Genomic DNA, 24,505 nt, shown 5'->3' with positions numbered 1-24,505 from the left:
CGGCCCGCGTGCGACTCCGGGTGGTCAGCAGTGGTTCGCCGGCGTGAGGTCGCTGGAGATCGAGTAGTGACCGGCGGCGCGAACCCGCACCTCGGTCCACCCGTCCGCGCCGGCCCGCACACAGCCGTCCGGGCCGGTCAGCGACAGCCAGCGCGACCACCGCACCCGAACCTGCACGTCGCCGGGCGTGGCGGTCAGCCGGACCGTGCCCCGGTCGGCCGCGACGAGCTGGCCCGGGGCCCCGACCAGCGGAGTCGGATCGACCACGGCGTACATCCGCCAGGTCGGATCGCGCCAGACCTCCCGCAGGTACGGCAGGTCGGCACGGATCAGCGCGGCCTCGTCGCGGCCCCACCGATCAGCGGGAGCATCCGGGGCGAGCACCACGTAGGCCACCGCCTCGTGGCGCAGCCACCGCTCGTAGGTCTCCGCGCTCAGGGTGCCGTCGTAGAACACCGAGTTGCGATCGCTGTCGACCTGGCGTTCCCAGCCGCGGGCGAGCGGCACGGTCGGCGGGAGGTACGCGGACTCCCAGTGGTCCCGCAGGGGCACGACCTCGACCCGCCCGACCGGCTGCCGCCGGTCGAGTTCCGCGACGAGCGGCCGGTAGAACGCCGCCGCGCTCTCCGGGGAGCCGGCCCGGGTCACGTCGCTCACCATCACCGGCGACTGCCACCAGACGGTCGCGGCGAGCAGCCCGGCCAGCCACGGCCCCGGCAGCGGGGCGTACCCGGCCAGCACGGGCAGCGCGAACAGCAGCGGCAGGCGCAGCGCGTTGGATCCGATCGGGCTGGGCACGTAGTACGCCCCGACCAGGAGCAGCACCGTGAGCAGCGCGCCGACGCGCAGCACCCGGCGGCGACGCGGCAGCACGACGGCCACCAGCACGGCGAGCGCGACGTTGATCCGCATCGACTCGGCCGAGTACGGCTGGGTGCCCCCGTTGCCGAAGAGGAACGCGATCGGGGCCAGGGTGACAGCGGGTGCCACGGCCAGGACGACGCCCTCCGCCAGTGGTCGCTCCGCCCGCCACCCACCCGGCAGTCGGCGGCCGGGCCCGTCGCCGCGTCGCAGGGCGGCCAGCAGCAACGCCGCGCCGGCCAGCCCGGTGAACAGGCCGGCGACCGGACTCGCCGCCGTGGCCAGGGCAGCGCAGCCGGCGGCGAGCGCCAGCCGAGCCGAACGCGGTGGGCGTTCCGCGCTGACCGCACAGAGCGCCAGCAGTCCGAACGCCAGCCCGACGGCGAAGGTGATCCGGCCGCTCGCCAGATTGCCGACCAGCACCACGGCACCGAGGACGCCGGCCAGCAGCGGCCGGCGCGCCCGGTTCCGGATGAACAGCCACCCCAGCGCCGCCGCGCCGAGTACGGCGGCGACGGCCCCCAGCGGACGCACCCCGATCAGTGCGCCCAACCGGGCCGTGAACAGGCTGTAGCCGTACTGGTTGACGCCGCCGTACCAGCCGAGGTCGAGGGGCGTGGCACCGTACCGGTCAGCGAACTCGGCACGCGCCACCTGGGCGGCGAGGTCGGTGCCCATCCGCGGCGCGAACAGGAACGCGACGGCGAGCGCCACCGCGACCCCGGTCGGCGCCGCCCAGCCGATGCGCCCGACGATGCGCTGCCCGGCCGGGCGCGTCGACCCGTCAGGCATTGAGGACACGTTCCGTGGCGGCGCGGGACCGGCGACCGATGCGCAGGTACTCGTCGAGGAACTCGCCCGGGTCATCCCGGCCGAGCAGCCGGACCACGCCGGCCAACTCCACCCCGTGCCGGGGCAGCTGGTCGCCGGCCCGGCCCCGGACCAGCATCAACGCGTTACGGACCTGCGCGGCCAGGGACCAGCCGGCGGCCATCTCCGCGGCGTCCGCCGGGTCGATCAGGCCGGCCCGCTCGGCGGCCGCGAGGGCGTCGAGGGTACGCGTGCCACGCAGCGCCGGGACCGCCCCGGCGTGCCGGAGCTGGACGAGCTGCACCGCCCACTCCACGTCGGCCAGCCCACCGCGACCCAACTTGGTGTGGGTGGCCGGGTCGGCGCCCCGGGGCAGCCGCTCGGTCTCCACCCGGGCCTTGATCCGGCGGATCTCGACGACCTGCTCGCGGGTCAACCCGTCGGCCGGGTACCGCACCGGCTCGATCATCGCCTCGAACTCGGCGCCCAGGTCGGCGTCGCCGCAGACGAACCGGGCACGCAGCAGTGCCTGCGCCTCCCACACGCGCGACCAGCGGGCGTAGTACTGCGCGTACGCGGCGAGGCTGCGCACCAACGGGCCCTGCCGGCCCTCGGGGCGCAGGTCGGCGTCGACGCCCAGCGGCGGGTCGGGGGCGGGCACGCCGAGCAACCGGCGCAGCTCCTCGGCGATCGCGTGCGCGGCGGCGCTGGCGACGCTCTCGCTGGTCCCGGCGGGCGGGTCGTAGACGAAGAGCACGTCGGCGTCGGAGAGGTAGTTCGACTCGTACCCGCCGAGGCGTCCCATGCCGATCACCGCGAACCGCAGCCCGGGGGGTGCGGGCTGACTGGCCTGGGCGGCACGCAGCGCGGCGGCCAGGGTGGCGTCGGTGATGTCGGCGAGCGCCGTGCCGACCTCGGTGATGTCGGCCAGCCCGGGGGCCGGCCGGTTCACGCCGTCGGGCCGGGTGGGGGTGGGTGCGAGTGCGCCCGCCCGGCAGAGCACGTCGGCGCAGGCCACCCGAACCAGCTCCCGACGCCGCACCGCGCGCACCGCGCGGGTCGCCTCGACCGGGTCGTTGTGCCGGGCCGCCGCCGCGAGGAATCCTTCCCGGAGCACCTCCCGGGAGCGCGGCGCCAGCTCGTTCTCCTCGGCCAGCAGCCGCAGCGCCTCCGGGTCCCGGGCGAGCAGGTCGGCGACGTAGCGGGAGAGGGCGAGCACCCGGGCGAGCCTCCGGGCGACCGGGCCGCCGTCGCGCAGCAGCCGCAGATACCAGGGGGTGCTGCCGAGTTTGTCGGAGACCTTCCGGTAGTTGAGCAGCCCCCGGTCCGGCTCCGGCGCGTCGGCGAACTCGCTGAGCAGCACCGGCAGCAGCGTCCGCTGGATGGCCGCCGTGCGACTCACCCCGCCGGTGAGCGCCTGCAGGTGGCGCAGCGCCCCGGCCGGGTCGGCGAAGCCGAGGATCTCCAGCCGGTTCCTGGCCGCCTCCGGGGTGAGCCGCAGGCCGTCGGCCGGCACCCGGGCCACCGACTCCAGCAGCGGCCGGTAGAGCAGTTTGGCGTGCAGCCGGCGTACCTCGGCGGCGTGGGTGACCCACTCGGCCCGGAAGCTCTCCACGGCGCTGCGCCCCGGCGCCGCCGTGAAGCCCAGTGCGGCGGCGAGCCAGCGCAGCGCGCCCGGCTCGGTGGGCACGGTGTGCGTACGACGCAGGCCCTGCAGTTGCAGGCGGTGCTCGACGCTGCGCAGGAAGCGGTAGCCGCGCAGCAGCGCCTCGCCGTCGGCCCGACCGACGTAGCCGCCGGCGACGAGCGCGCGTAGCGCCGGGAGGGTGCCGGGTGCCCGCAGCGTCTCGTCACCGCGGCCGTGCACGAGTTGCAGCAACTGGACGGCGAACTCGATGTCGCGCAGCCCGCCGGGACCACGCTTGATCTCGCGCTCCAGCTCCTTCGGCGGGATGTGGTCGATGATCCGGCGGCGCATGGCGCGGACGTCCTCGACCGCCTCGGGCCGTTCGGCCGCCCGCCAGACCAGCGGCGCGAGTTCGTCGATCCATTCCTGGGCCAGCGGCAGATCGCCGGCGGCCGGGCGTGCCTTGAGCAGCGCCTGGAACTCCCAGGTGCGCGCCCACCGGCGGTAGTAGGCCAGGTGGCTGGCGAGGGTCCGCACCAGCGGGCCCCGGTTGCCCTCGGGGCGCAGCGCGGCGTCCACCGGCCAGGCGACCAGCCCACAGATGTGGATCAGTCGGGTCGCCACCAGGGTCGCGGCGGACAGGTCGGCGTCCTCGGCAGCCACGAAGATGACGTCCACGTCGGAGACGTAGTTCAGCTCGTCGCCGCCGCACTTGCCCATCGCCACCACCGCGAGCCGGGGCCGCTCGGTGCCCTCCGCCAGCTCCGCGACGGCGATCTCGTACGCGGCTGCCAGCGTCGCGTCGGCCAGCGCGGAGAGCGCGGCCATGGTCTGCTCCAGGCCGCGCCCGCCGGTCAGATCGGCCGCCGCGATCCGCAGCAACGCCAACCGGTACGCGGACCGCAGCACCGCCACCGGGTTGCCACCGTCGGTCGGCTCCAGCCGCCCCTCGGCGGTCGGCGCGAGCCCGTCCGGGGCGGTACGCAGCGCCGCGCAGTGCTCGGGATGAGCCACCAGGTGATCGCCGAGCGCCGACGAGGCACCGAGCACCGCGATCAGCCGCCGCCGCAGCCCGGCGTCGGCGTGCAGCTCCGCCAGCAGCCGTGATTCGGTGCTGCCGCCGTCGGTACGGCGTTCGGCCTCGACGATGCGGTGCAGTTGACGCAGCGCCAGGTCCGGGTCGGCGGCCCGGGACAGCGCGGCGAGCAGCTCGGAGGCGACCTCGTCGACCGGCTCCTGCTCGACCGGCCGCCACAGGCGCAGCCCGTCCGGGCCGAGCAGGTCAGCGGCGCGCGCGCCGCCGTCGCCCTCGGCGGTGCCGAAGCCGTACCGGGCGAGCCGGCCCGGCGCCCTGGTCGGCCGGCTCATCAGTGCCCGAGCAGCGGCAGGCCACGCCGCGTCGTGCTGTCGTCCAGCTCGCCGAGGGCCAGCGCGGCGAACCGGGCGGCGAACGGCTGCCAGACCTCCTCGACGTCGGCCAGCACCGAGGCGCAGGCCGCGACCACCAGCTCCGGGTCGTAGCCCAGCTCGGCGAGTTGGGTCGAGTCGGTGGCCCAGTCGGCGATCATCGCCTCGTCGCACTCGATGTGGAACTGCAGCCCCCACGCCCGGTCGCCGAGCCGGAACGCCTGGTGCGGGTAGCGGGTGGAGGCGGCCAGCAGGGTGGCGCCCCGGGGCAGCTCGGTGATCTCGTCGGCGTGCCACTGGAGCACGTCCGGGATCAGCGGCACGAAACGGAACAGTGGGTCGCCCTCGGCGGCGTCGCGCCGGCCGACCACCGCGGGGCCGATCTCCGGCCCGGACGGGCTCCGCTCGACCAGCCCGGCGTGGGCGGTGGCGAGCAGCTGCGCGCCCAGGCAGACGGCCAGGGTGGGCACCCGGTAGCGGACCGCCTTGCGCAGCAGCCCCTCCACGGCGGGGAACCAGGGTGCGCCGGGCGAGCCGTCCGGCAGCGGGTACGCCTGTTGGTCGCCGCCGAGCACCACCAGCGCCGCGTACCCCTCCAGGTCGGCGGGGAGCTCGTCGCCGGCGTGCGGGCGGACCACCCACAGCTCCAGCCCGGCCTCGGTCAGCCACTCACCCAGCCGGCGGGCGTCGTTCGTCGGGTCGTTCTCGATCACCAGCGCGGTTGCCACCCGTCGAGGCTAGCCGGTGCACGGCGTGACGCCACGCCCACCACGGGCCGGCGCCGCTATCCCGCCGCCGTCGTGCCGCCGTCCTTTTGTCGGAGGCGCCACCGTACGGCGGCCCGGAGGTCGCGGGGTCGTTAGGCTCTGCGGCTGTGATCAGCGAGGACACCACCGCCGTCCGCCCGCCCGTGCTCCGCCCGGGCGACACGGTGCTGCTGGTGTCGCCGTCCGGGCCGACCTCGCCGGAGCGGGTGGCCCGGGGCATGGAGTTGCTGCTCGGGTGGGGGCTGCGCCCCGTGCCGGCACCCAACGCGTACGCCCGGCACGGCTACCTGGCCGGCGCGGACGACCTGCGCGCCGCCGACCTGAACGCGGCGTTCGCCGACCCGCAGGTCCGCGGGGTGATCTGCACCCGCGGCGGGTACGGCGCCCAGCGGATCGTGGACGCCATCGACATGGCCGCGGTCCGTCGCGACCCGAAGGTGGTGGCCGGCTTCTCGGACATCACCGCGTTGCAGTTCGCGCTCTGGCGCGGTGCCCGCCTGGCCGGGGTGCACGGCCCGGGGGCGGCCTGGCGGGACGAACGGACCCCGCTGCGCTCCGCCGAGTCCCTGCACGCCGCGCTCATGACGACCGAGCCGGTGTCGATCACCGCCGTGCCGACCGAGGACACCTTCGGCGTACGCGTCCCGGGTCGCGCCACCGGCACCGTGCTCGGCGGCAACCTGTGCATGATCGCCGCGTCGATCGGCACACCGGACCTGCCCGACCTGACCGGGGCGGTGCTGTTGATCGAGGACGTGCAGGAGCCCCCGTACAAGGTCGACCGGATGCTCACCCAGCTACGCCGGGCCGGTGCCTTGGACGGGCTGGCCGGGGTGGCGGTCGGCCAGTTCACCAACTGCGCCGACGGCTGGGACACCACGGTCGTCGACGTCCTCACCGAACGCCTCGGTGACCTGGGCGTACCGGTGCTCGGCGGCCTTCCCATCGGCCACGGCCCCGGCCAGCTGACGGTCCCGGTCGGCACCCAGGCCCACCTCGACGTCGACACCGGAACCCTGACGGCCACCCCCGCCGTCCGCTGACCCCCTTCCCCACCCCCACCCCTCCATTACCGGGGTGATCAAGAGGTTTGCGTCATTTCCGGGCGGCGTCCTGACGCAAATCTCTTGATCAACCAGGTCTGACGGGCTGGGTTGGCAGGCCGGGATTGTCAGCCCGCTGACAGGGTCGCCATGGGTTGCGCCCAGGCTTGCCGGTCACTGTGGGTGACGACATCGCACGATGACCGAGCCTCTGGAGGACAGCATGTCCCGCACCATCCGTAGGAAGCACCTGCTGGCCGGCCTGGCCACCGCCGGCGTCCTCGGCGTGGGGATCGCGGCCCCGACGATCGCGTTCGCCGCGGACGCCGCACCGACGCCGAGCGCCAGCAGCGACGCGCAGGCTCCCGGATCGAGGGCCGACCGGCAGGGCGAGTTCGCCGAGGCGCTCGCCAAGGAGCTGGGCGTTCCCACCGACAAGGTGACCGCCGCGCTGGAGAAGGTCCGCGCACAGCACCGGCCGACCGATCGCCCGGAGCGCCCGTCCGCCGAGAACCGGCAGGCCGCGGTGAAGGAGCGGCTGGCCCAGGCGGTCAAGGACGGCAAGCTCACCCAGGAGCAGGCCGACGCGATCACCAAGGCCGTCGAGGCGGGCGTCTTCCCCGGCCCGGGCGTTCACCGCGGGCCGGGCGGTCACGGCGGTCACGGCGCCCCCGAAGGTACGCCCGGTAAGTAACCCCGAGGCAGGCCCTGGCCGACCCTGGCATGCCGGGTCCGGCCGGGGCCGGCCCAGCTTGATCCACTCGGTTTCCGTGAAGCTGCGGTGTGCAGGGCACTAGGACACCGCCGAATCATTGATCCCGAGTTGATCACCGACCCCGGGGCACGCCGGCCATGCCTGCTCGGCCGTCCGCCCGGACCAAAGCCCCGTCCGCCCGGACCAAAGCCCCGTCCGCCCGACCCAAAGCCCCGTCCGCCCGGACCAAGGCCCCGTCCGCCCCGCCGGACGGGGCCGCCTCCGACCGGGCGTCAGTCGCCGGTGGCGACCGGCGGGGGCGCGAACACGCCGAGGCGGTTGCCGGCCGGGTCGAGCAGGTGGGCCAGGGTGAGGCCACTCGGCGCCGTACGCACCGGCACCAGCACCTTTCCGCCGGCCGCCTCGGCGTGCCGGCAGGCTTCGGCCACGTCGGCGACCTCGGCGTAGAACACCGCGTAGTTCGGCGACGTCCCGTCGGTCGCCCGGATGGCCCCGCCGATCCCGGTGTCGCCACCGGCCCCGGTCACGCGGTAGGACCCGCCGTTGGTCGAGCCCTGCTCCTCGAAGGTCCAGCCGAACAGCTCTTCGTAGAACCGCTCTGCGTCCTCGGGCCGGTCGGTGCCGATCTCGAACCAGGTGATGGGCGTGGTGGACCTGGACATCTGCTGCCTCCAGAACTTTCCGTGCCGGCCGTTCGGCCGTCGTCTGGAGCAGTCTCGGGGCCTTTCGCGACAGCGTCCTGTCGGTGTTTCCGGATCACCCGGCGGGGTTTCCAGCAACGGAGGCCAACCCGGCCCGCGGCGTCTCAGACCAGGCTCAGCGGGCGGACCCGCTCGCGCGGGATGTCAAGATCCGATGGGCGGAACTCCCGGGCCACCACGTCGGGCAGCGCCCAGACGCTGCGTATCCGGTCGGTGCGGAAGCAGCGCAGTTCGTCCCGCAGCCGGCACCAGGCCACCAGGTACCAGTGCCGGGCGTTGCCGAGGTAGCCGAGCGGCTCGACGTCGCGTACCGAATCGGCGCCGGCGCGGTCGGCGTACCGGATGCGCAGCACCCGCCGCGCGGCGACCGCGTCGGCGACGGTGGCCGGGACGGGCGTGGCCGGCCCGTCGCCGATCAGGTGTACGCGGCCGGCGAGCCGGTGCGCCTCCGCGGCGTCGGCGGCCGGAAGCACCGCCATCAGCTTGCGCAGCGCGGTGGCGCCCGGCCGGGCGAACGGCGTACCGGCGAGCCGGTGCAGCGCGACGGCCATCGCCACCGCCTCGGCGGCGCTCAGGTTGACCGGGGGCAGGGTGCGGGAGCGGTCCAGTGCGTAGCCGCCGGTGCGCCCGGGCTCGGCCCAGATCGGCACGCCGGACTCCTGCAACGCGCCGATGTCCCGTTCGATGGTCCGGCTGCTCACCTCGAAGCGCGCCGCCAGCCAGCGGGCGCTGCGCGGCCGTGGCGACACCGCCCGAAGCTCCTCGACCAGCGCGTAGAGGCGATCCGTACGGTTCATGCCCGGCACGCTACGACCGGGGTACGACGACCGCGCTCAGGCGGCGCGGGCTCAGGCGATGCAGGCGCACACGATCAGCGCGGCGCCGAAGTGGGTGGCGGCGCTGACCCGGGCCGCCGGGTGTGGCTCAGCCGAGCAGATGATCTCGCCGAGCTTCCCGGGAGTGAGCAGGTCGAGCACGACGAAGGCCAGCGCCATGATGCCCAACCCGACCAGCCCGAACACCACGGTGGAGGCGAGCCCCTTCCCGAAGTCGCTGTAGCTGGTCAGGATCGCGGTGAAGACGATCCCGGCGACGCCGAGCTGGTTGGCGGCGAGCAGCAGGCCCGCGTTGGCGTTACGGTCGACCCAGATCAGGTCCCGCAACCGGCCGGGGGTCAGCAGGTCGACCAGCCCGAACCCGGCCGCCATGAGCCCGACGCCCACGATCCCGAACACGACGCTCTGCCAGGCACCGCTGAGCAGATCCTCCAGCACCGACTGCCTCCCGACTCTCCGCCCGGAGGGGGACCGGCGCGGTGATCGAGACGATAGCGGCAGCGCGCAACCGCGTCAGCCCCTGCGGCTACAGCGCCAGGTAGCGCTGCCGCTCGTACGGGGTGACCTCGCGGCGGTACTGCTCCCACTCGGCCCGCTTGTTGCGCAGGAAGAAGTCGAAGACGTGCTCGCCGAGCACCTCGGCGACCAGTTCGGAGCCGGCCATCACGTCGATCGCCTCGGCGAGGTTCTCCGGCAGCGCCTCGTAACCCATGGCGCGCCGCTCCGCGCTGGTCAGCGACCAGACGTCGTCCTCGGCACCCGGCGGCAGCTCGTACCCCTCCTCGATGCCCTTCATGCCGGCGCCGAGCAGCACCGCGAAGGCGAGGTACGGGTTGGCCGCCGAGTCCAGGGAGCGGACCTCGACGCGGGCCGAGTTGGGCTTGCCGTACGCGGGAACCCGGACCAGCGCGGACCGGTTGAGGTGACCCCAGCAGACGTACGCCGGGCTCTCCGTGATCCGGTCCGGCAGGTGCTGCGGGAAGAGCCGCTTGTACGAGTTGACCCACTGGTTGGTGACCGCGGTGTACTCGCGGGCGTGCACCAGCAGGCCGGCGATGAACGACTTCGCCACCTTGGACAGCTTCATCGGGTCGCCGCCGTCGTGGAAGGCGTTGCGCTCCCCCTCGAACAGCGAGAGGTGGGTGTGCATGCCGCTGCCCGGCTGGTCGGTGAACGGCTTCGGCATGAAACTGGCCTGCACGCCGGTGGAGAGGGCGACCTCCTTGACCACGTGCCGGAAGGTCATGATGTTGTCGGCGGTGGTGAGCGCGTCGGCGTAGCGCAGGTCGATCTCCTGCTGGCCGGGCGCGACCTCGTGGTGGCTGAACTCCACCGAGATGCCGATCCGCTCCAGCGCCAACACGCCCTGACGACGGAAGTCCCGGGCGACGGCGTGGGTGGTGTGCTCGAAGTAGCCGCCGGTGTCGACCGGGGTCGGCACCGAGCCGTCCTGCGGGCCGTTCTCCAGCAGGAAGAACTCGATCTCGGGGTGGGTGTAGAAGGTGAAGCCCTTCTCGGCGGCCTTGGACAACGCGCGGCGCAGCACGTGCCGGGGGTCGGCCCAGGAGGGCCCGCCGTCGGGCAGCAGGATGTCGCAGAACATCCGGGCGCTCTCGCCGCTCACCCCACCCTCGAAGGGAAAGACCTGGAAGGTGGTCGGGTCGGGCATGGCCACCATGTCCGATTCGAAGACCCGGGCGAAGCCTTCGATCGCCGAGCCGTCGAAGCCGATGCCCTCTTCGAAGGCCGCCTCCAGCTCGGCGGGCGCCACCGAGACGCTCTTGAGCGTGCCCAGCACGTCGGTGAACCAGAGCCGAACGAACCGGATGTCCCGCTCTTCCAGCGTCCGGAGGACGAACTCCTGCTGACGGTCCACTTCCCCAACCCCTCGCGACACTCTTTGTCCGCCTTGGCCGGGCTGCACCCGACCTGATCGCCCAGTGTTCCCGGGCCTGGTTACGCAGACGTTACGCGAACTGCCGCCGGGCGTCCCCTCGTGTCCCGGCCGGCGAGCGCGTGCCACCGCCACGTGGCCGCAATCTCGTCCGAGGGTACGGATTCTCCCGCTGAGCCTGGGGCAAGATGAGGACATGCCCACCCTGCGTCTCGCCCTGTCCCAGGTCAACCCGAGCGTCGGCGACCTCGCCGGAAACGCCGACCTGGTCCGCAGCTGGACTCGCCAGGCCGCCGAAGCCGGTGCCCAGTTGGTGCTCTTCCCGGAAATGATGCTGACCGGGTACCCGGTCGAGGACCTGGTCTTCCGGCGTTCCTTCGTCGCCGCGTCCCGGGCCGCCGTGGAGCGGCTCGCGGCCGACCTCGCCGCGGACGGCCTGGGCGAGCTGCCGGTCGTGGTCGGCTACCTGGACGCCGACGGGCCACCGCAGGTCAGCGGGGACGCCGAGCAGGGCCGGGGTGCCCGCAACGCCGCCGCGCTGCTGCACCGGGGCACCGTGGCCGCCCGGTACTTCAAGCACCACCTGCCCAACTACGGGGTCTTCGACGAGGACCGCTACTTCATCCCCGGTGACACGCTGACCGTGGTGCGGATCGGCGGCGTGGACGTCGCGCTGACCATCTGCGAGGACCTGTGGCAGGCCGGCGGCCCGTTCACCGCCGCCCGGCAGGCCGGCGTCGGCCTGGTGGTCAACATCAACGGCTCACCGTACGAGCTGAACAAGGACGACATCCGGCTGCCGCTGGTCCGCCGCCGGGCAGCCGAGGCGGGCGCCGCCATCGCGTACGTCAACATGACCGGAGGCCAGGACGAGCTGGTCTTCGAAGGCGACTCGATGATCGTGAGCGCCGACGGTGACCTGCTCACCCGTGCCCCGCAGTTCATCGAGCACCTGCTCGTGCACGACGTCGAGCTGCCGGCCGCCACCAGGCCGCCGGCCGAGGAATCCGTCGCGGACAACATGCGGGTGGTGCACACCACGCTGGAGGCCATTCCGCCCACGCCGTCCGGCCCGGCCGCCATCGGCGGGCTGATCGAGCCGGTGGCCGACGAGGCAGAGGTGTGGCAGGCGCTGGTGCTCGGCCTGCGCGACTACGTCAACAAGAACCGGTTCCCGTCGGTGGTGCTCGGCCTCTCCGGCGGCATCGACTCGGCGGTGGTGGCCGCGCTGGCCGTCGACGCGTTGGGACCGGAGCGGGTGGTCGGGGTGTCGCTGCCCAGCCAGCACTCCTCCGAGCACTCCCGGGAAGACGCCGCCGACCTGGCCAAACGCACCGGCCTGGACTACCGCGTCGAGCCGATCCAGCCGATGGTGGACGGCTTCCTGGCCAACCTGTCGCTCTCCGGGGTGGCCGTGGAGAACCTCCAGGCCCGGGTCCGCGGCGTGATCCTGATGGCGCTGTCGAACCAGGAGGGCCACCTGGTGCTGACCACCGGCAACAAGAGCGAGCTGGCCGTCGGCTACTCCACCCTGTACGGCGACTCGGTGGGCGGCTTCAACCCCATCAAGGACGTCTGGAAGACGCTCGTCTGGCGACTCGCGAAGTGGCGCAACGCGAACGCGGCGCGGCGGGGCGAGACCGCCCCGATTCCGGAGAACTCGATCGGCAAGCCGCCGAGCGCCGAGCTGAGCCCCGGCCAGTTGGACAGCGACACCCTGCCCGACTACGACGTACTGGACCCGATCCTGATCGGCTACGTCGACGGCGACCTCGGCCGCGACGGGCTGGTCGAGTCGGGTCACGACCCGGCGGTGGTGGACAAGGTGTTGCGGCTGGTGGATACCGCCGAGTACAAGCGGCGGCAGTCGGCGCCGGGCACGAAGATCTCCATGAAGGCGTTCGGTCGGGACCGCCGTCTGCCGATCACCAACCGGTGGCGCGAGCACGGCTGAGCCGTACACCTGGGGGTGTCGGGTCGGTGGCGCGGCCCGGCACCGCCTCGCGGCGCTGTTCGCGGCGGGCTCGCGGCGCCGTTCGCGGCGGGCTCGCGGCGCCGTTCGCGGCGGGCTCGCGGCGCCGTTCGCGGCGGGCTCGCGGCGCCGTTCGCGGCGGGCTCGCGGCGCCGTTCGCGGCGGGCTCGCGGCGCCGTTCGCGGCGGTGGAGTGACATCTTGCACTGGGCCCTGCCGTCACCCCGTCTCGCGGTGCGACGATCGCGACGGAACCCGGGGACCGCGCAGGCGGCCTCGAGGAAGGGAGACAGAGATGGTGGAGTCCACTCCGAACGAGGTGACCGCGTTGTACGGCGGCCCGGCCACCAGGCGGGTCCGCACCCGTGACCTGATGGCCGCCAAGGAGCGCGGCGAGCGGTGGCCGATGCTCACCTCGTACGACCAGTACACGGCGTCGATCTTCGACCAGGCCGGCGTCCCGGTGCTGCTGGTCGGCGACTCGGCCGCGAACAACGTGTTCGGCTACGAGACGACCCTGCCGGTCACCGCCGACGAGCTGCTTCCGCTGGTACGGGCCGTGGTCCGGGCGACCCGGCAGGCACTGATCGTCGGTGACCTGCCGTTCGGCTCGTACGAGGAGGGTCCGGCCCAGGCGCTGCGCACCGCCGTTCGGTTCATGAAGGAGGGTGGCTGCCACGCGGTGAAACTGGAGGGTGGCCGCCGCTGCGCCGCGCAGATCGCCGCGATCGTCGGCGCCGGCATTCCGGTGATGGCACACATCGGTTTCACCCCGCAGAGCGAGCACACGTTGGGCGGCTACCGCGTGCAGGGTCGGGGCGACACGGCCGACGAGGTGCTCGCCGACGCCCGGGCGGTGACGGAGGCGGGCGCGTTCGCGGTGGTGCTGGAGATGGTGCCCGGCGAGGTCGCCAAGCGGATCACCCACGAACTGCCGATCCCGACGGTGGGCATCGGCGCCGGCCCCGACACCGATGCGCAGGTGCTCGTCTGGCAGGACATGGCCGGCCTGCGTACCGGCAAGGCGCCACGCTTCGTCAAGCGGTACGCGGACCTGGCCGGCGCCCTCACCGACGCCACCCGCCGCTTCGCCGACGAGGTGCGCGGCGGCGACTTCCCGGCCGCCGAACACACCTTCTAGCTTGGCCCACGGGCCCGCAGTCCAAACGGCGGGCTCGGCGTGATCGACGCGGCGTGATCGACTCGGTTTTGCCGACATCGGGGTATCCCTGGCACCGGGACACCCCGATGTCACCGAACCCGAGTGGATCACGCCGCTCGTCGGGCTCGGGACCTGCTCAGAGGTCGGTGACGCGGATGCCGGCGTGTGCCTTGTAGCGCTTGTTGATGGCGATCAGGTTGGCGGTGAACGCCTCGATCTGGTGCGCGTTGCGCAACCGGCCGGCGTAGATGCCACGCATTCCCGGGATCCGGGCGGCGAGCGCGCCGACCACATCGACCAGCTCGCGGTCCTCGGTGCAGATCAGCACGTCCAGGTCGATCCGATCGACTTCGGGGTCGGCCAACAGCGGGGCACTGACGTGGTTGAACGCGGCGCAGACCCGGGAGTCGGGCAGCAACGCGGCGGCCTGCTGCACGGCGCTGCCCTCGGCGACGGTCAGCGCGTACGGGCCCTGCTTGTCGAAGCCGAGCGGGTTGACGCAGTCGACGACGATCCGGCCGGCGAGCGGCTCGGCGAGGGAGGCTACCGTGGCGGCGTGCCCGTCCCACGGCACCGCGATGATCACCACGTCGCTACGCCGGGCCACCTCGTCGTTGGCCGCACCGGTGATGCTGACGTCGGCCGGCATCCGGGGCAGGGCGGCGATCTCTGCCGCGGACTCGGCGGCCCGCTCGGCGGACCGGGAGCCGATCAGCACCTTCTGCCCGGCCCGCGCGAACCGGTAGGCGAGGCCCCGTCCCTGGTCACCGGTGCCACCGATGATGCCGACCGTCAGCCCGGACACGTCGGGCAGCGTGCTCGCGTCGTATGCCATGGGCTCATCCTCGCAAACAGTCTGGTCCGGCAGCAGCGCCGACCGCTGTGACAATCCCCGCCACCCGTGGTGACCGCGCCCACACCGGCAGGCCTGAGCCGGCAGCCGGGGTCAGGCCAGCTCGAACAGGACCGTTCGGGCGGCCGGGTCGGCGGTGACGAGTCGGACCCGGACACGTTCGCCGAGCGGCAGTTGGCCGAGGCAGCGGCCGCGTACCGGCGGGGCGTCCAGCGCGACGGTGCCGCCGGGCGGCCGGGTGCGGGAACGGCCGTTGGGTGGGGCATCCACGTCCAGCACGGCCGCGTCGAAGGTGTCGCCCACCCGGTGCGCCAGCAGCACCGCCTCGGCCAGCTCTACGGCGCCCCGAGTGGCCGCCGACGCGACCCGGTCGGTGCTCGCCATCACCTCGGGCAGTCGGGGCAGTGCGGCGCGGGCCCAGTCGGGCACCGGCCGGCCCGCGTGCAGGGCCAGGCAGACCTCGGTGGCGTACCGGTCGGCCAGGCGCCGCAACGGTGCCGTGACGTGGGCGTACGCGGCTGCCACACCGCCGTGCTCCGGCTGCTCCGGCTGCGTCCCGTCGAAGGCGGTGTACGCGGCGCCGCGCATCAGCTCGGCCGCCTGGTCGATGAACGCGGCGGCTCGCGGCTGGGCGGCGTCCAAGCCGGCGATCACCTGACCTGGGCCCACACCGTCCGGCCAGTGCACGCCCAGCGGCGCGGCGGCCGCCCGCAGCCGCTGCACCGCCTCCGACTTGGGCGCCGGCATGGTACGCAGCACGCCGACCCGGCCGGCCAGCATGATGTCGGCGGCAGCCATCCCGGTCAGCAGGGAGATCTGGGCGTTGTGCTCCTCCATGGGGACGGGGCCCCGCAGCACCAGCCGCCACCCGTCGCCGTCGGGCTCCACGTCCTGCTCGGGCAGCGGGAGGTTGATGGCACCGCGGCGCAACCCTCGGGCGGTCAGCCGGTCGCCGATCTCGGGCAGTAGCGCGATCGGGTCCGGTAGTCGGCCGGCGTCGGCTGCCGCCTGCACCCCGGTGTAGTCGAGCTTGGCCCGGCTGCGGACCAGGGCGCGTTCCAGCTCGACGGCCACCGTGCCGCCGTCGGCGTCCAGGTCGATGGTCCAGATCACTGCGGCGCGGTCGTCGTCGGGCAGCAGGCTGGCGGCACCCTCGCTGAGCGTCCGCGGGTGCAGTGGCACGTTTCCGTCGGGCAGGTAGATGGTCTGCCCTCGCCGCCAGGTCTCCGCCTCCAAGGCGCCGCCCGGGCTGACGTGCGCGGCGACGTCGGCGATCGCGTACCGCACGCGGTATCCGCCGCCGGGCCGGCGGGCGAGGTGCATCGCCTGGTCCAGGTCGCGCGACGAGGCCGGATCAACCGTGACGAACGGTACGTCGGTGCGGTCGACGGGCGGCTGCGGCGGTGCGGCAGCCGCCTCGTCGGCCTCGCGCTGAGCGTCGGCCGGGAAAGCCTCGGGCAGGCCGAGCTCGCGGCGCAGTGCGCCGAAGTCGATGCGGGGCGCGAGTACGCGTCGGATGACCACGGGTCAATCCTGACAGCGCCGCGGGTGATCCGCTTCCGGTGACCGGCCGAGATATCGCCCGACCCACGAACCGGACAGGCCGGCGTGACCGCTCTCTCAGCCGGTGGCCTTCCGGGCGGTGCTGCGCGTACCCCGGGGGGTGGTGGCCCGTGCGGCGACCGGGCTGGCCGGCGACTTCCGGGCGGTCACCTTGCGGGCCGGGGCCTTGGCCGCGACGGTCTTCTTCGCCGGGGCTCTCTTCGCCGCCGCCTTGCGCGCGGTGGTCGACGAGGTGCCCGTCACCTTCGCGGCCGGGGCCTTCTTCGCCGGAGCCTTGCGGGCTCCACCGCTGGGGCGGGTTGGCGCCGTCGTCTTCTTCGCCGTCGTCTTCTTGGCGGCCGTCTTCTTCGCCGTCGTCTTCGTCGCGGCCGTCTTCCTCGCCGCTGTCTTCTTGACGGCGGACGCCTTGGTCGCGGCCTTACGCGCCGGCGCCTTCGCCACAGCAGTGGTCTTCTTCGCCGCCGAGGTGGTGGTCTTCTTCGCCGCGCTCACCGTCTTCTTCGCCGTACCGGTGGTCTTCTTCGCGGCGGCGGTGGTCTTCTTCGCGGTGGACGCCGGGGTCCGCTTGGCGGTGGCGGTCGTCTTGCGGGTGGCGGCCGAGGTCTTCGCCGGCGCCTTCTTGGCCGCGGTGGTGGCCTTGGTCGTGGCCTTCTTCGCGGGGGCCTTCTTGGCCGTGGTGGTGGTCGTCTTGGCCGGGGCGCGTCCCGCGCCGCCGGCGGCCTTTCTGGCCGGGGCCTTCGCCGCCGCCGCACCCGCGGTGGACTTGCGAACGGGGGTGGTCCGGCTCGCCGCCGTGTTCCGCTCCGCCGCGGCGGTCTTCTTCGCGGTGGTGCGTCGGGCGGTCGGGCGCGTGGTGGCCTGCTGTGCTTCGGCCATCGTGGTTCCCTCCTTGGGGACGTGCTCTCGCGTGCGTCCTCGCGGAGCACGAAATACCTCGGCGCGGGCCGTCCCGCGCCGCCTACCTGTCCTCCCCGGCCCAACGAGCGTCCTCGGCATCCCACGCCTCGTTGCGCTCCTGCACGCGCTGCAGGGCGTTCTCCGCGTCGGCAGCCGAGTCGTACGGGCCGAGAACGTGCTTCGCCGGACACACGTCGGCGTCCGTCTCGACCCGGTGATGCCGGGTGCACCAGTAGAACTGCCCACCACGTCCGCTGTCGCTCATGGGAATCACTGTGCACCGCGATCCGACCGGCCGCCACCGGATCGCACAAGTCGCCGACCTTCTCCACAGTAGATATGCATTCCGCGCGTCGGGCCGAAACACCAAAATAGGGTCGGGCCGGAACACCGAAAAAGACGCAGGTCAACCTCACCGGCGGCGGCCTATGATCGCCGGATGGCGACACCGGACTACATCGTGGGGCTGCGCAAGCACGTCGGCCACGACCTGCTCTGGCTGCCCAGCGTCAGCGCGGTGGTTCGCAACGACGCCGGTGAGCTGCTGCTCGGCCAACGTTCCGACGACGGCCGCTGGTCGGTGATCAGCGGGTTCGTCGAGCCGGGCGAACAGCCGGCCACCGCACTGGTCCGCGAGGTGCGGGAGGAGACAGGGCTGGACGTCGCGCCGGTGCGGATGTCCAGCGCCGTCTCGCACCCGCACACGTACCCCAACGGGGATCGCTGCGAGTACCTGAACCTGGGCTTCCTGTGCCGGCTGGTGGCCGGCACCGCCCGGGTCAACGACGACGAGTCGCTGGCCGTGCGGTGGTTCCCGTTGGACCGGCTGCCCGAGTTGGACAAGCACGCCCTGCTGGTCATCGCCTACGCGCTGCGCGAGAACCAGTCGGCCGGATACCTGCCGCCGGACACGACGTGGGACGACGTGCCCGACTGAGCGGCGCGACTCAGACCGACGACGGGGTCGGCGTCGGAGTTGGAGTTGGCGCGGGAACGACCGGCGCGGTGGGCGCCGACCGGGCCGCCCGAATGGTGTACGCGAGGGCGTACGGCGTGCACGCCAGGTAGAGCATGGGTTCCGCCAGCACGTGGTTGGTGATGATTTCGAAGATCTCCCATGGGATGGCGGGCCGGGGCAGGCCGATGTTCCAGTCCGTCCAGGCGGCGAGGAGCCACAGCGGCGCGGAGATCTGGTCGACGCCGTCCAGTGGCATCGGACCGCTGACCGGGCCAGCGCGACTGCCCGCCGAGATGGCGTCGACGACGGCGAGAATCACCGCGAGGTCGGCGGCGGCGAATGCGCCGAGGACGCCCACCCACCAGGCTGCGCGGAGGCGCTTGCGGGCGGCGAGGCTCGCGGCGGCCCAGAGGGCCAGCGTCAGGCCGGCCAACCAGAGCAGCAGACCGGGCACGGTGGCACTCAGCTCGTCCGGGTAGAGGACGTACAGGAACACGACTGCGGCCGCACCGATGGGGAGCACCACGCCGAGCGCGATACGGAGCGGGCCGTCGAGTGCGGTGTGCCGGGCCCAGCGCGCGGCGAACACCGCCAGCAGCACCGCCAACCCGACGGTGAGCGCCGTCCAGATCGACTTCTGCGCCTGATCCGACCAGCTCATTCCCATCAGCCAGGGCTGGATCGGGTACAAGGCGTACGCGCTGACGAGCACGATCCCGACGCAGGCGATCGGGGACAGCAGCAACGCCGCCGCGGTACGACCGACCCGACCGCGCATCAGGCGGCGGTCGACGATCGGGGCACCGGCCCGACTGACGGCCAGGCTCACCGCGAAACCCAGCATCTTCGTCCGGCGACCGCTCGCGGCGAGCACGTGCAGCTCGGCGGCCCACTCGCGGCGCAGGTCGTCGCGGACATCGGCCGGCCAGCGGCGCACGGCCAGCTCCAGCAGCAGCTCGGCGGCCCTGCGGGTCACCATGCTGGCGCTCCGGTGGGCTCGGTGCCGCCCCACGAGGGACGGCCGTCGGGGATCGCGGCGCGCAGGTCGGCGAGCGCCTGACGGGACTGCGCCACCCCTTCCGCAGTGAGCCGGTAGTAGCGGCGGGCCGGCCGCCCGGCCGCGACGGGATCGATCGCCTCCCAGTCGGCGGCCAGCCAGCCGGCCCCCCGCAGCCGGTGCAGCACCGGGTAGAGGGTGCCGCTGGGCAGGCCGGTCAGACGCATCAGGTCTAGCCCGTACCGCTGCGCGTCGGGCTCGGCGAGCAGCGCCGCCAGCACCTTCGCGACCGGAATGGTGATCCGCATCCGACCACTGTATCGGAACTCTACATAGGGTGGGGATCTTCAGGATTCCACCGTGGCCGGCGCGGCCCACCACAAACCCACCTACCAGTTCGGGTACGCCCACGAGCGGGAGTTGCAGGCCGTCCGGTCCGCGACGTTCATCGAGACGCTGCTGGCCGGGCGGGACCTGCCCGTCGTCCTCGTCGGCGACTTCGACGACGACGCCGACTCGGCCAGCGTGCGCTTCTGGCGCGGCCAACAGTCGCTGCACGGGTGCAGCATCGCCTACCAGGACGCCTGGGCGGCGGTGCACCCGGACGATCCCGGGCACACCTTCACCCCGCACAACCCCTTGGTGCGAGCGGGCACGATGCCACTGGAGACGGGACGCCGCATCGACTACGTCATGGTTCGCTGCGGCCCGCACGGGCCGAACCTGGCGGTGGCGGACTGCCGGCGGGCCTTCGACGAACCGGTCGACGGGGTCTGGGGCAGCGACCACTTCGGCGTACTCGCGGATCTGCGGCGGCCCGACCATCCGCCCGGTCAGTGGCGGTGAACGGCGGGCCCGACGGACGCCGGGTCGACGGACTCACCGCCGACCCGGCACCGCGGGTCAGGACGCGACCCGCTCCACCGGGATCCACAGCTCGGCGTCCGCCTCGGTGCCGTCCGCGGACACCCGGACCCGGGAGATCTCCGGTCCCGGTCGGCTGCGGTACGGGTTGGACGGAAACCACTGGGTGAACACGTCACGCCACAGGTGCTGCACGGCCTGCGGAAACGCGCCGGAGGTGGTGAAGACCGCCCACGTCCCGGCCTGCACCGGCAACGCGTCCAGGTCCTCCGGTGGCACGGCACCGGTCACCACCCCGTGCCAGTAGTCCAGCTCGGTGCCTTCCTCCCGGCTGTCGGCGAGGTTGTCGCTGACGTTGACGATCCCGGCCGGCTCCTGATCGGAGAGCGCCTCGATCCGCCCGGTCGTCTCGCTGTCGATGCTCCGGATGAACGCGACGATCGCGGGGTTCATCCCCTCGTGCACCAGCGGGACCCGGGCCTTGCGTCCCACCAACGTGAACGCGTCCTTGCCGACGATTCGGTACTCCATGCTGCCGCTCCCTTCGACGGTGAGTCGGAAGGACATCCGGGGCTGGGCGCGCAGTGCCGCCCCCGTACGCCGGGCCTCTCCGGGCCCCACGCCGTGCACGGCGTGGAACGCCCGGGCGAACGCCTCGGTGGACCCGTAGCCGTGGTGCACCGCGATGTCGAGCAACGTCCGCTCCCCCGCCAGGACGTCCGCGGCGGCGACGGTGAGCCGACGCCGACGGATGTACTCGGACAGCGGAATCCCGGCCAGCGCGGAGAACAGCCGCCGGAAGTGGTACTCCGACGTCAGTGCGATCCGCGCCAGCTCGGCCACCTCGATCCGCTGGTCGAGGTGCCGCTCGATGTACGCCATGGCCTCGTTGAGCCGCTCCAGCACCCGGGCCTCCTTCCCTTTCGATCACCGACGCTAGGCGGCAGGGCCCGTGGCCCACCCGACATCCGGTGCCCGCATCGGTCGGGTGGGGCCGCACCGATCGTCGTGTCGTAGCCTGGCGGACTTTGCTTCTTCCAGGAGGTTGATGTGGCCGAGTATCCGCAGGACGTCGTGCAGCGCTTCCACGGCACCCCCGAACAGGTCGACGCCGGCCTGGTGGGCGAGCCGCCACGGACGTGGGGGTCCGTCGTCATCGAGGAGTACGACCCGGCCTGGGCGCAGCAGTTCATCGCCGTTCGCTCGTCGCTCATCGAGGCGCTGGGTGGCCCGGTCGTCAGTGTGGAACATGTCGGGTCCACGGCGGTGCCGGGGCTCGCGGCCAAGCCCGTCATCGACGTCGACCTCATCATCGAGAACACCGCGGAGGAGTCCACCTATCTCCCCACACTGGAACGGCTCGGGTACCGACTCGTCCTGCGCGAGCCCTGGTGGCACGGGCACCGGATGCTTCTCAGCCCGGCCGAGGACGTCAACCTGCACGTCTGGCCGCGGGGTGCGCCCGAACCCGTCCGGCACCGGCTCTTCCGCGACTGGCTGCGCTCGCATCCGCAGGACCGGGAGTTGTACGCCGTGACCAAGCGGCGCCTCGCGCGGGACACCGCGCACCGACCCCGCGACTACAGCCTGGCGAAGAACGCCGTCATCGACGAGATCTACGCGCGCATCTTCGCCGCTTGACGACCTCAGTTGAGGCCGGCCGCGGAGATCTTGGACAGTTGCCGTTACCAGCTGACGGGAACTGTCCAAGATTCGGCCGGTAGGCCGTGGATGCACAGCTGCCAGACAGGGACCGGACGCCGAGTTGCCACTCTCAGCGTGTCGGCTGCCGCATGATCCAGGTGGGCACGGGCTCAGACAGGGAGTCCACCACCTCCCAGCCGGCGCGGCGGTACAGCTCGACGTTGGCGGGGTTGCTGGTCTCCAGGATCGCCGGCAGACCGTCGGCGGCGGCGCGATCCAGCCCGGCCCTCATGACGGCACGGCCCCAACCGCGTCCGGCGCTGTCGGGGTGGGTGCCCAGGACGCCGAGATACCAGAACGGGAACGTCGGCAGTGCGGCGTGCACGGCCTCGTCGTAGCCCTGCACCCGGGCCAGCACGTCGGCGGGGTAGTGAGCGGCGAACCCGCCCTCCGGCGACCCGGTCAGCGACCCTGCCGGTGGCTCCCAGATGGCGACCGAGGCCCCACCACCGATCGTCCAGATCGACGACCGGTGCACCCGCTTGTCGAAGAGCTGCCCGAAGAAGGCGGCGGCGTACCGGGGATAGGTTTCCTCGTCGGGGAACAGGTACCGCAGGACGGGATCCTTGACGAACGCGGCAACCAGCGACCCGACCACCGCGTCACGGTCCGCTGGGGTGGCGATGATGATCTCGGGCGCTGTCACAGCAGTCGACACTATCGCGGGCGGCGCAGCGTGGGTGACGGCGCGTTACCCGAACGTGAAGGCGTACGCCTCGGCGCCGGGCTCGCCGAACGTGATCTCCAGGGTCCGCTCCCGGACCGCGCCGTCCTGGCGGACGAGCTGGTAGAGCCGGCCGTCCAGGAGGACGCCGTTGCCGTCCTCGTCGACGTCGACGCCGTGTGACGGGCCGGGGACTTCGCCGTCGAGCGATACGCGGAACGGGATCGACTCCCCCGCCCCGGGAGACAGCACGAGATGCGCGTCGCGGGCGTGGAACCGGAAGGCGATGCTCCCGCCGGCCCGGTCGACCACGACGTTCTCCGCCCCGATCGTCCACTCGCCCGCCAGGGCCCACTGGTTGAGGCTGAGGCTCTCCGGCAGCTCGTAGGCGCGGCGCTCGTCGAGCACGGCGCCGTTCGGCGACGCGAAGTGTTCGCCGCGACTGAAGCCGAGGTACGTCTCGGGCGTACGCAGGTTGTCCCAGTCGGCCGCTGCCTCCGGGCCGAGACCCTCGACGGGAACAGGTTCGCGCTCGATGCCGAGCAGCTGCTGGAGAACCCGCTCGGACTGCTCGTAGCGCCCCTCACCGAAGTGGTCGTCCCGGATGACACCGTCGGTGTCCACGAAGTAGAGCGCCGGCCAGTAGTGGTTGTCGAAGGCACTCCAGATCGCGTAGTCGTTGTCGACCGCGACCGGGTAGTCGATCGATCGCGCCGCGACCGCCCGTCGAACCCAGTCGACCTCACGCTCGAACGAGAACTCCGGCGTGTGCACCCCGACCACGACGAGCCCGTCGTCGCGGTACGCCTGTGACCAGGCACGGACGTACGGCTCCTGGCGCAGCCAGTTGATGCAGGTCAGCGTCCAGAAGTTCACCAGGACGACGCGGCCACGCAGGTCGGCGGGGCCGAGTGGCTCGGAGTTGAGCCACTCGGCCGCCCCGTCGAACGGGGGCAGGTGCGGACGCCCGGACACGGCCATCTAGCGAAGTGACCGGAAGGCGGTGCGAAGCTCTTCGGAGAAGATCTTCGGCTGTTCCCAGGCCGCGAAGTGCCCGCCCACGTCGAGCTTGTTGTAGTAGATGAGGTTGGAGTACGCCTGCTCGGCCCAACTCCGCGGCGCCTCGTACAGCTCGTCGGGGAAGACGCTCACGGCGACCGGGATGTTCACGCCCTTGGCGGCGAAGAACGACAGCTTGTTCTCCGCGTACAGACGGGACGCGGAGACCGCGGTGTTCGTCAACCAGTAGAGCGAGATGTTGTCCAGGATGTCGTCGCGGGTCAGGCCCGCTTTCGCCCCGTCGAAGACCTGCGAGATCAGGGCCAGACTCTTCGCGTCGTGGTCGAGCAGGAAGGACGCCAGGCCGACGGGTGAATCCGCCAGCCCGGTCAGCGTCTGCGGACGCGTCGCCATCATGAGGGCGTAGGCGACGTGCTTCCAGACGAAGTTGACTTCCTCGGCGGCACGCATTTCGTCGTCGGAGAGACCGGACGGCAGCGAGCCCATGGCGTTGTTCGCACCGGTGGTGTCGCCCTGGAACAACAGGTCGATCTCGGGTGGGACCGCACCGGGCATGTTGGTGTGGATGCCGAGCAGTTCCGGAGGCGCCTGGATGCCCATCTGGTCCACGACGACCGCGCCCCAGTCGCCGCCCTGCGCGACGAACCGGTTGTAGCCGAGACGCTTCATCAGCTCGGTCCAGGCGGTCGCGATCTTCTGCGGGTTCCATCCCGACTCGGTCGGCTTGCCGGAGAAACCGTGGCCGGGCAGCGACGGGATCACCAGGTGGAAGGCGTCCGACGCGCTCCCGCCGTGCGCCGTCGGATCGGTGAGCGGATCGATGATCTTCATCTGCTCGATCACCGACCCGGGCCACCCGTGGGTGACGATGAGCGGCAGCGCGTCCTCGTGCTTCGAGCGGATGTGGATGAAGTGGATGTCCACCCCGTCGATCGTCGTCATGAACTGCGGTACGGCGTTCATCCGCGATTCGATCTTGCGCCAGTCGTACTCGTTCTCCCAATAGCGCGCGACGGCCTGAATCGTCGCGAGTGGCACGCCCTGCGACTGGTCGTTGACCGTTTCCTTTTCCGGCCAACGGGTGGCCGCGATGCGCCTCTTCAGGTCATCAAGGTCCGCCTGTGGAATGTCGACCGTGAACGGCCGAATCTCCGTGGTGCCCGGACGAGTCTTGGTCTTGACAGCCATGCG

General features: G+C 72.6%; 24 protein-coding genes. 7 read left to right on the top strand and 17 right to left on the bottom strand.

Translation table 11 applies throughout. From position 1 onward, the window contains the following. Positions 1-24 precede the first annotated feature (24 nt). From ACQEUX_RS00275 to ACQEUX_RS00265, 3 genes are read right to left on the bottom strand one after another with little or no spacing between them, the layout of a single operon-like run. A complete protein-coding gene (locus ACQEUX_RS00275; protein ID WP_433039541.1) occupies positions 25-1,653 on the bottom strand; it encodes a hypothetical protein in 1,629 nt (542 codons plus the stop codon). After that, the gene (locus ACQEUX_RS00270; protein ID WP_433039539.1) at positions 1,646-4,666 is read right to left on the bottom strand and encodes a bifunctional [glutamine synthetase] adenylyltransferase/[glutamine synthetase]-adenylyl-L-tyrosine phosphorylase; all 3,021 of its coding nucleotides are present in this window, start codon (positions 4,664-4,666) and stop codon (positions 1,646-1,648) included. The genes ACQEUX_RS00275 and ACQEUX_RS00270 overlap by 8 nt, the downstream gene beginning before the upstream one ends. After that, complete coding sequence (locus ACQEUX_RS00265) at positions 4,666-5,433, bottom strand: type 1 glutamine amidotransferase (protein ID WP_433039537.1); 768 nt, start codon at positions 5,431-5,433, stop codon at positions 4,666-4,668. Before ACQEUX_RS00265 ends, ACQEUX_RS00270 begins: the two co-directional genes overlap by 1 nt. A 146-nt stretch (positions 5,434-5,579) precedes the next feature. Between ACQEUX_RS00265 and ACQEUX_RS00260 the strand changes: the two genes are divergently transcribed. Then, on the top strand, positions 5,580-6,515 hold the full coding sequence (locus ACQEUX_RS00260) for a S66 peptidase family protein (RefSeq protein WP_433039535.1): 936 nt from the start codon (positions 5,580-5,582) through the stop codon (positions 6,513-6,515). Positions 6,516-6,738: 223 nt separating this feature from the next. Beyond that, entirely contained in the window at positions 6,739-7,209 is a 471-nt protein-coding gene (locus ACQEUX_RS00255) for a hypothetical protein (protein WP_433049460.1), read from the top strand. A 293-nt stretch (positions 7,210-7,502) separates the two neighbouring features. On the opposite strand, the gene ACQEUX_RS00250 is transcribed toward ACQEUX_RS00255, so the two are convergent. From ACQEUX_RS00250 to glnA, 4 genes are all read right to left on the bottom strand, one after another. Beyond that, positions 7,503-7,892 carry a VOC family protein gene (locus ACQEUX_RS00250; RefSeq protein WP_433039533.1) on the bottom strand — a complete coding sequence of 130 codons (390 nt, stop codon included), beginning with the start codon at positions 7,890-7,892 and terminating at the stop codon, positions 7,503-7,505. 143 nt (positions 7,893-8,035) lie between these two features. Further along, entirely contained in the window at positions 8,036-8,728 is a 693-nt protein-coding gene (locus ACQEUX_RS00245; RefSeq protein WP_433039531.1) for a helix-turn-helix transcriptional regulator, read from the bottom strand. 51 nt (positions 8,729-8,779) lie between these two features. Next, positions 8,780-9,205, bottom strand: a complete 426-nt coding sequence (locus ACQEUX_RS00240; protein WP_433039529.1) for a DUF350 domain-containing protein — start codon at positions 9,203-9,205, stop codon at positions 8,780-8,782. A gap of 88 nt (positions 9,206-9,293) precedes the next feature. Further along, positions 9,294-10,643 carry a type I glutamate--ammonia ligase gene (gene glnA / locus ACQEUX_RS00235; protein ID WP_433039527.1) on the bottom strand — a complete coding sequence of 450 codons (1,350 nt, stop codon included), beginning with the start codon at positions 10,641-10,643 and terminating at the stop codon, positions 9,294-9,296. A 214-nt stretch (positions 10,644-10,857) separates the two neighbouring features. On the opposite strand from glnA, the gene ACQEUX_RS00230 reads away from it, so the two are divergent. Together ACQEUX_RS00230 and panB are read left to right on the top strand one after the other, a co-directional pair. After that, complete coding sequence (locus ACQEUX_RS00230) at positions 10,858-12,615, top strand: NAD+ synthase (RefSeq protein WP_433039525.1); 1,758 nt, start codon at positions 10,858-10,860, stop codon at positions 12,613-12,615. A 312-nt stretch (positions 12,616-12,927) separates the two neighbouring features. Continuing rightward, positions 12,928-13,773 carry a 3-methyl-2-oxobutanoate hydroxymethyltransferase gene (gene panB, locus ACQEUX_RS00225; protein ID WP_433039523.1) on the top strand — a complete coding sequence of 282 codons (846 nt, stop codon included), beginning with the start codon at positions 12,928-12,930 and terminating at the stop codon, positions 13,771-13,773. 157 nt (positions 13,774-13,930) lie between these two features. On the opposite strand, the gene npdG is transcribed toward panB, so the two are convergent. From npdG to ACQEUX_RS00205, 4 genes are all read right to left on the bottom strand, one after another. After that, on the bottom strand, positions 13,931-14,629 hold the full coding sequence (gene npdG, locus ACQEUX_RS00220) for an NADPH-dependent F420 reductase (RefSeq protein WP_433039521.1): 699 nt from the start codon (positions 14,627-14,629) through the stop codon (positions 13,931-13,933). A 111-nt stretch (positions 14,630-14,740) separates the two neighbouring features. Next, positions 14,741-16,171, bottom strand: coding sequence for an RNB domain-containing ribonuclease (locus ACQEUX_RS00215; RefSeq protein WP_433039519.1), 1,431 nt, complete (start codon positions 16,169-16,171; stop codon positions 14,741-14,743). A gap of 96 nt (positions 16,172-16,267) precedes the next feature. Beyond that, positions 16,268-17,086 carry a histone gene (locus ACQEUX_RS00210; RefSeq protein ID WP_433039517.1) on the bottom strand — a complete coding sequence of 273 codons (819 nt, stop codon included), beginning with the start codon at positions 17,084-17,086 and terminating at the stop codon, positions 16,268-16,270. Between the two features lie 82 nt (positions 17,087-17,168). Continuing rightward, positions 17,169-17,372 carry a hypothetical protein gene (locus tag ACQEUX_RS00205; protein WP_109820768.1) on the bottom strand — a complete coding sequence of 68 codons (204 nt, stop codon included), beginning with the start codon at positions 17,370-17,372 and terminating at the stop codon, positions 17,169-17,171. Between the two features lie 174 nt (positions 17,373-17,546). On the opposite strand from ACQEUX_RS00205, the gene ACQEUX_RS00200 reads away from it, so the two are divergent. Continuing rightward, positions 17,547-18,044 carry an NUDIX hydrolase gene (locus ACQEUX_RS00200; protein ID WP_433039515.1) on the top strand — a complete coding sequence of 166 codons (498 nt, stop codon included), beginning with the start codon at positions 17,547-17,549 and terminating at the stop codon, positions 18,042-18,044. Between the two features lie 10 nt (positions 18,045-18,054). Here ACQEUX_RS00200 and ACQEUX_RS00195 read toward each other — a convergent pair whose 3' ends face one another. Both ACQEUX_RS00195 and ACQEUX_RS00190 read right to left on the bottom strand, forming a co-directional pair. Continuing rightward, positions 18,055-19,044: a hypothetical protein gene (locus tag ACQEUX_RS00195; protein WP_433039513.1), complete on the bottom strand. Its 990-nt coding sequence runs from the start codon at positions 19,042-19,044 to the stop codon at positions 18,055-18,057. Beyond that, entirely contained in the window at positions 19,038-19,370 is a 333-nt protein-coding gene (locus ACQEUX_RS00190) for a PadR family transcriptional regulator (RefSeq protein WP_433039511.1), read from the bottom strand. Before ACQEUX_RS00190 ends, ACQEUX_RS00195 begins: the two co-directional genes overlap by 7 nt. A 52-nt stretch (positions 19,371-19,422) precedes the next feature. Here ACQEUX_RS00190 and ACQEUX_RS00185 point away from each other — a divergent pair, with 52 nt between their 5' ends. Next, entirely contained in the window at positions 19,423-19,908 is a 486-nt protein-coding gene (locus ACQEUX_RS00185; protein ID WP_433039509.1) for an endonuclease/exonuclease/phosphatase family protein, read from the top strand. Between the two features lie 57 nt (positions 19,909-19,965). Here ACQEUX_RS00185 and ACQEUX_RS00180 read toward each other — a convergent pair whose 3' ends face one another. After that, the gene (locus ACQEUX_RS00180; RefSeq protein WP_433039507.1) at positions 19,966-20,832 is read right to left on the bottom strand and encodes an AraC family transcriptional regulator; all 867 of its coding nucleotides are present in this window, start codon (positions 20,830-20,832) and stop codon (positions 19,966-19,968) included. Positions 20,833-20,976: 144 nt separating this feature from the next. On the opposite strand from ACQEUX_RS00180, the gene ACQEUX_RS00175 reads away from it, so the two are divergent. Continuing rightward, a complete protein-coding gene (locus ACQEUX_RS00175; protein WP_433039506.1) occupies positions 20,977-21,567 on the top strand; it encodes a GrpB family protein in 591 nt (196 codons plus the stop codon). A 133-nt stretch (positions 21,568-21,700) separates the two neighbouring features. Here the strand turns inward: ACQEUX_RS00175 and ACQEUX_RS00170 are convergent, their stop codons facing one another. The 3 genes from ACQEUX_RS00170 to ACQEUX_RS00160 are packed head-to-tail and all read right to left on the bottom strand — an operon-like array spanning position 21,701 to position 24,502. Beyond that, positions 21,701-22,276, bottom strand: coding sequence for a GNAT family N-acetyltransferase (locus ACQEUX_RS00170; protein ID WP_433039504.1), 576 nt, complete (start codon positions 22,274-22,276; stop codon positions 21,701-21,703). Positions 22,277-22,321: 45 nt separating this feature from the next. Then, positions 22,322-23,269: a redoxin family protein gene (locus tag ACQEUX_RS00165; protein ID WP_433039502.1), complete on the bottom strand. Its 948-nt coding sequence runs from the start codon at positions 23,267-23,269 to the stop codon at positions 22,322-22,324. Between the two features lie 6 nt (positions 23,270-23,275). Next, positions 23,276-24,502 (bottom strand): epoxide hydrolase family protein, encoded by a 1,227-nt coding sequence (locus ACQEUX_RS00160; protein ID WP_433039500.1) that lies wholly within the window; start codon positions 24,500-24,502, stop codon positions 23,276-23,278. Positions 24,503-24,505 lie beyond the last annotated feature (3 nt).

Source organism: Micromonospora sp. CA-259024, assembly GCF_050936255.1.
Lineage (GTDB): Bacteria > Actinomycetota > Actinomycetes > Mycobacteriales > Micromonosporaceae > Micromonospora.
This window is presented reverse-complemented; position numbering and strand designations above follow the sequence as displayed.

Bases quoted from the DNA above. Each gene is read 5' to 3' on its own strand.
- ACQEUX_RS00275 (WP_433039541.1), bottom strand. From the start codon at position 1,653: ATGCCTGACGGGTCGACGCGCCCGGCCGGGCAGCGCATCGTCGGGCGC.
- ACQEUX_RS00270 (WP_433039539.1), bottom strand. From the start codon at position 4,666: ATGAGCCGGCCGACCAGGGCGCCGGGCCGGCTCGCCCGGTACGGCTTC.
- ACQEUX_RS00255 (WP_433049460.1), top strand. From the start codon at position 6,739: ATGTCCCGCACCATCCGTAGGAAGCACCTGCTGGCCGGCCTGGCCACC.
- ACQEUX_RS00250 (WP_433039533.1), bottom strand. From the start codon at position 7,892: ATGTCCAGGTCCACCACGCCCATCACCTGGTTCGAGATCGGCACCGAC.
- ACQEUX_RS00245 (WP_433039531.1), bottom strand. From the start codon at position 8,728: ATGAACCGTACGGATCGCCTCTACGCGCTGGTCGAGGAGCTTCGGGCG.
- ACQEUX_RS00230 (WP_433039525.1), top strand. From the start codon at position 10,858: ATGCCCACCCTGCGTCTCGCCCTGTCCCAGGTCAACCCGAGCGTCGGC.
- panB (WP_433039523.1), top strand. From the start codon at position 12,928: ATGGTGGAGTCCACTCCGAACGAGGTGACCGCGTTGTACGGCGGCCCG.
- npdG (WP_433039521.1), bottom strand. From the start codon at position 14,629: ATGGCATACGACGCGAGCACGCTGCCCGACGTGTCCGGGCTGACGGTC.
- ACQEUX_RS00210 (WP_433039517.1), bottom strand. From the start codon at position 17,086: ATGGCCGAAGCACAGCAGGCCACCACGCGCCCGACCGCCCGACGCACC.
- ACQEUX_RS00205 (WP_109820768.1), bottom strand. From the start codon at position 17,372: ATGAGCGACAGCGGACGTGGTGGGCAGTTCTACTGGTGCACCCGGCAT.
- ACQEUX_RS00200 (WP_433039515.1), top strand. From the start codon at position 17,547: ATGGCGACACCGGACTACATCGTGGGGCTGCGCAAGCACGTCGGCCAC.
- ACQEUX_RS00195 (WP_433039513.1), bottom strand. From the start codon at position 19,044: ATGGTGACCCGCAGGGCCGCCGAGCTGCTGCTGGAGCTGGCCGTGCGC.
- ACQEUX_RS00190 (WP_433039511.1), bottom strand. From the start codon at position 19,370: ATGCGGATCACCATTCCGGTCGCGAAGGTGCTGGCGGCGCTGCTCGCC.
- ACQEUX_RS00160 (WP_433039500.1), bottom strand. From the start codon at position 24,502: ATGGCTGTCAAGACCAAGACTCGTCCGGGCACCACGGAGATTCGGCCG.